This is a genomic window from Janthinobacterium sp. AD80 (genome assembly GCF_002878455.1).
GTDB lineage: Bacteria > Pseudomonadota > Gammaproteobacteria > Burkholderiales > Burkholderiaceae_D > Janthinobacterium.
Genome location: NZ_NRDQ01000361.1, coordinates 1 through 4,687, shown reverse-complemented (window position 1 = coordinate 4,687; position 4,687 = coordinate 1). Strand labels below are relative to the sequence as shown.

General features: G+C 61.7%; 5 protein-coding genes and 1 pseudogene. 5 read left to right on the top strand and 1 reads right to left on the bottom strand.

What is annotated here, in order from left to right; all coding sequences use genetic code 11:
* Positions 1 to 150 precede the first annotated feature (150 nt).
* Positions 151 to 759: an oligoribonuclease gene (gene orn, locus JaAD80_RS29595; RefSeq protein WP_180979674.1), complete on the bottom strand. Its 609-nt coding sequence runs from the start codon at positions 757 to 759 to the stop codon at positions 151 to 153.
* Positions 760 to 815: 56 nt separating this feature from the next.
* On the opposite strand from orn, the gene JaAD80_RS29590 reads away from it, so the two are divergent.
* The 5 genes and pseudogenes from JaAD80_RS29590 to JaAD80_RS29570 all read left to right on the top strand — a co-directional run.
* Positions 816 to 2,099, top strand: coding sequence for a M48 family metallopeptidase (locus JaAD80_RS29590; protein ID WP_102299733.1), 1,284 nt, complete (start codon positions 816 to 818; stop codon positions 2,097 to 2,099).
* Positions 2,096 to 2,461, top strand: a complete 366-nt coding sequence (locus JaAD80_RS29585) for a 4a-hydroxytetrahydrobiopterin dehydratase (RefSeq protein WP_102299732.1) — start codon at positions 2,096 to 2,098, stop codon at positions 2,459 to 2,461. The genes JaAD80_RS29590 and JaAD80_RS29585 overlap by 4 nt, the downstream gene beginning before the upstream one ends.
* Entirely contained in the window at positions 2,458 to 3,363 is a 906-nt protein-coding gene (gene rsgA, locus JaAD80_RS29580; protein WP_102299730.1) for a ribosome small subunit-dependent GTPase A, read from the top strand. Before JaAD80_RS29585 ends, rsgA begins: the two co-directional genes overlap by 4 nt.
* Before the next feature lie 279 nt (positions 3,364 to 3,642).
* Positions 3,643 to 4,095: a hypothetical protein gene (locus tag JaAD80_RS29575; protein ID WP_102299729.1), complete on the top strand. Its 453-nt coding sequence runs from the start codon at positions 3,643 to 3,645 to the stop codon at positions 4,093 to 4,095.
* 139 nt (positions 4,096 to 4,234) lie between these two features.
* Positions 4,235 to 4,687: pseudogene (locus JaAD80_RS29570) on the top strand (GGDEF domain-containing protein); the annotation flags it as partial.

Genomic DNA, 4,687 nt, shown 5'->3' with positions numbered 1-4,687 from the left:
TTGGTACGATTGTAACGGAACCTTCGCGACGCCTCAAAACCGTAGCGAGCGGAAGGGAGAGGTGGCTAAGAAGCGCAACCGTACGAAGGTACGGTGAGCATCGCAGGCCGCCTATACCGACGCGCAGTAGGTTTTGTGAGGCGTCTTCGATTACAGCTTGATAAAGTGCTCGCGGTAGTATTTCAGCTCTTCGATCGATTCCAGGATATCGGCCAGCGCCGTGTGCTTCTGGTGCTTCTTGAAACCGGTGGCGATTTCCGGCTTCCAGCGCTTGCACAGCTCTTTCAGTGTCGATACATCAACGTTGCGATAGTGGAAGAATGCCTCCAGCTTCGGCATGCCGCGCACCATGAAGCGGCGGTCCTGGCCGATGGTGTTGCCGCACATGGGCGACTTGCCTGCCGGTACGTATTTCTTCAGGAACGCGATCAGTTCCGCTTCCGCCTGCGCTTCCGTCACGGTCGATGCCTTGACCTTGTCGATCAGGCCCGAGCGGCCATGCGTGCCCTTGTTCCAGGCATCCATCTTGTTCAGGGTTTCATCCGACTGGTGGATCACGAACACGGGGCCTTCGGCCAGCAGGTTCAGGTGCATGTCCGTCACTACCACGGCCACTTCGATGATGCGGTCGGTATCGGGCTCCAGGCCCGTCATTTCCATGTCGACCCAGACCAGGTTCATCTCATTTGGACGTGCCGGGACGGTGGGTGCGGGGGTGGATGCAGAGGTGGGTGCAGATAAGTCGGTCGCTTGTGACATAATTCTCTCTTGGCCTAATCAAACTAAATAATCAGCCATTTTCTCACAGGCACAGAATGTATTCACTCGCGTTTTCGATTTTGTTTGTATCCGTCCTCGTTTTGACCCTGGCCGTGCGCTTCTGGCTCGCCTCGCGGCAGATCCGCCACGTGCTGGCGCACCGCGCCGCCGTGCCTGCCGAGTTCGCGGAAAAGATCCCCCTGGCCGCGCACCAGAAGGCGGCCGACTACACGGTGGCGAAGACCAAGTTCGGCCTGCTGACCCTGCTGGTCAACTACGCCGTGCTGATCGGCTTTACCCTGCTGGGCGGCCTGCAATGGCTGGCGCTGTACCTGCATGAACTGACGGGAGCGGCAGGCTCGCCGATGCTGTACCAGTTGGGCCTGATGGTTGCCTTCGCCGTCATTTCCGGCCTGATCGACCTGCCCTTCGAGTACTACCAGCAATTCGTGCTGGAACAGCGTTTCGGCTTCAACATGATGAGCAAGAAGCTGTTCTTCACGGACTTGCTCAAGAACATAGGCCTCACGGCCGCGCTGGGCCTGCCATTACTGTGGGTCATACTGTTCCTGATGGCGAAAAGTGGCGACCTGTGGTGGTTTTACGCGTGGATCGTCTGGAGCGCGTTTTCCCTGCTGATGATGGTCATCTTCCCCAACTTTATTCAGCCGCTGTTCAACAAGTTCACGCCGCTGGCCGACGAAGCCTTGAAAAGCCGCATCGAAGGCTTGATGCGGCGCGTGGGCTTCGCCTCGAAAGGCCTGTTCGTCATGGATGGCTCGAAGCGCAGCGCCCACGGCAACGCGTATTTCTCGGGCTTCGGCGCCAACAAGCGCATCGTCTTCTATGACACCCTGCTGTCGCGCCTGGCACCGCATGAAATCGAAGCCGTGCTCGCGCATGAACTGGGACACTTCAAGCTCAAGCACATCGTCAAGCGCATCGCCATGCTGTTCCTCGTCTCGCTGGGTTTTCTTGCGCTGCTGGGTTTCCTGAAGACACAGCCATGGTTCTACGCGGGCCTCGGCGTCGACCCGGTGACCCTGGCCTTGACGGGCCAGCCGACGGATGCGCTGGCCCTGCTGCTGTTCATGCTGGTGTTGCCGGTCTTCACCTTCCTGCTGGGACCGCTGACCTCGCTCAATTCGCGCAAGCACGAATTCGAGGCGGACGCCTTTGCCGCCACGCACACGCAGGCGGATGACCTGGTCTCGGCGCTCGTGAAAATGTATGAAGACAATGCCGCGACCCTGACCCCCGACCCGCTGCACTCGGCCTTTTTTGACTCGCACCCGCCGGCCAGCGTGCGCATCCGCCACCTGAAAGGGGCTGCCGCATGAGTACGCCAACCACTGCGCAAATGTTGCGCCAGCTTCACTGCGCGCCTCGGCAGGATGCCTTGAGCGCTGCCGCCGTCGCCGCCTGGCTGGCCCTTCTGCCCGAATGGACGGTGCAGAACGACAAGCTGTGCCGCGACTTCGGCTTCAAGAATTATTACCAGACCCTGGCGTTCGTGAACGCCCTGGCCTGGATGACCCATACCCAAGATCACCATCCGGAGCTCATCATTACTTACAAAACCTGCGCCGTGCGCTACGACACGCATTCGGTCAACCAGGGCGCCGGCGGCCTGTCCGAAAACGACTTCATCTGCGCCGCCAAGGCGGACGACATTTACCAAAGCAGCCAGGTGGCGCCATGAGCGACGGCAAGCTGACCGGCATCATCATCGCCGCCCACGGCCGCCATTACCTGGCCGACGTGGACGGCGCCAAGCTGCAATGCGTGACGCGCGGCAAGAAGACCAATGTGGCCGTGGGCGACATCGTGCACCTGACGCGCACTTCCAACGACCAGGCCGTCATCGACCGCATCGAGGAACGCAAGACCCTGCTGTACCGCTCGGACCAGTATAAATCCAAGCTGCTGGCGGCCAACCTGACACAGCTGTTCATCGTCGTGGCCACCGAACCCGGCTTTGCTGACGACCTGATCTCACGCTCGCTGGTGGCCGCTGACGCGGCCGGCATCGAGGCGCGCATCATCCTGAATAAAACGGACGTGACGGCTTCGCTGGAACGGGCGCGCGAACGCCTGCTGCCATACTCGTCGATGGGCTATCCCGTGCATGAAGTGTCGGCGCGCGCCGAACCCGAGCACGCGGTCGCCACCCTGAGTCCGCTGCTGGCGGGCCAGTCGTCGATTTTGATCGGCCAGTCGGGCATGGGCAAGTCGTCATTGATCAACCTGCTCGTGCCGGATGCCGACATTGCCGTGCGCGAAATCTCGGCCGCGCTGGACACAGGCAAGCACACGACGACCTTTACGCGCCTGTACAAGCTCGACGCTCTGGGCGAGAACAGCTCCATCATCGATTCGCCCGGCTTCCAGGAATTCGGCCTGTACCACCTGTCCGAAGGCATGCTGGAACGGGCGTTCCGTGAATTCCAGCCCTACCTTGGCGGCTGCAAGTTCTACAACTGCCGCCACCTGATCGAGCCCCAGTGCGCGATTTTGCAAGCGGTGTCCGAAGGCAAGATCGCCAAGATGCGCCATACCCTGTATGGCCAATTGCTGCACGAATCGGCGCAGACACTGTACTGACCCTGCTGCCGGGCACCCCGCACGCATCGAATTTCACGACAGCAACAGGCAGGCTGACAGAATTTAATTCTGTAGCCCAGCCTGCTTTCCACGTTTAATCCCAAAACAGTTCAACACCGGTTTTATGCATTTCAGCGCATCAAACCGGCCTTTCATCGCCCCGCGCTGGCGATGCGGGAGCACGTTTGCTACCTTGTCATCAGTCCCTGCAGGAAACCTGGCAGTGGCACCACGGTCTAATCTATCTACACTCCTCAACCCTGATTGAAGGTGAATGTCATGCAAAGCTCCCGTCTCTTCCCCCTTGCCGCCGCCGTACTGCTGTCCCTCGCCAGCGCCGGCGCCTTGGCGCAAAACGCCCCCGCACCGACCGACAGCGTCAGGGTCAGCGTCAGCTCGCCCCACCGCGTGACGCCGGAGGAAGCGCTGCAGATCGAACAGCACTACCTGCTGTCGAACGAACAGATACTCGTGGTGCGCCAGGACAACATGCATTTCTTTGGCCGCCTGAGCGATAAGAACAGCCGCCATGAAAAGGCCGAGGTGGAACTGTATCCGCAGGCACCGGGCGTGTTCGTCACGCGGCGCGGCGCCTCGTTCGCCTTCAGCGATGCCGGCGAGCGCGTGGTGATCGACGATGCCCAGGTGCTGCCAGGCTTGCGCATGTCCGCCGACAGCCGCAGCGCCATGCGCCTCGACGGCGCCACGTCCGTGCGCCTGGTCTCGCGCTAGCCTGCCGTCAGGCCCGCGCGCCGGCACGTGAAATCTGTCTGGCGGACTGAACAAATGCCCGCGAATGCAGCTTACAATAGGCTGCAGTACAGCCTGATCCCTTGCAGGCTGACGCCGCGGGGAGATTTGTCGAATGGAAATGTTCGCGCTCGAACATGAAGTAGCGCAGTGGGAAACCGATTTGCTGCCCTTGCGCGGCACCGAGCGCGTGCCACTGCTGCTGTCGCTGTCCTGGCATTTGCGCCAGCGCGACTGCATGCGGTCAAACGAACTGGCCGAAGAAGCGGGCCGTTTGCTGCCGCTGGCCGGCCTTGCTCCCGCGGCGCAGGCTCGGGCCTCGGCCCGTTTGCAGCTGGTGCAGGCGGAACTGGCCTGGCTGCGCGGCAACCTCGATGGCGCGGAAAGCCTGGCCCTGGCGGCACACGCCACCTTGACAACACACGGCGACGGCGCCGGCTGCGCCGACGTCCACTGGCTGCTGTCCTCGATCGCCGTCGACCTGGGCGACCATGCCCGCTGCGATGCCGAATTGCTGGCCGCCGCCGCACAGGCGCGCAGCGCCGGCGACAGCATGCGCGCCAGCCTGGCCGAC

Excerpts from the sequence above, each read along its gene's own strand:
- orn (WP_180979674.1), bottom strand. The coding sequence starts at position 759 with ATGTCACAAGCGACCGACTTATCTGCACCCACCTCTGCATCCACCCCC.
- JaAD80_RS29590 (WP_102299733.1), top strand. The coding sequence starts at position 816 with ATGTATTCACTCGCGTTTTCGATTTTGTTTGTATCCGTCCTCGTTTTG.
- JaAD80_RS29585 (WP_102299732.1), top strand. The coding sequence starts at position 2,096 with ATGAGTACGCCAACCACTGCGCAAATGTTGCGCCAGCTTCACTGCGCG.
- rsgA (WP_102299730.1), top strand. The coding sequence starts at position 2,458 with ATGAGCGACGGCAAGCTGACCGGCATCATCATCGCCGCCCACGGCCGC.
- JaAD80_RS29575 (WP_102299729.1), top strand. The coding sequence starts at position 3,643 with ATGCAAAGCTCCCGTCTCTTCCCCCTTGCCGCCGCCGTACTGCTGTCC.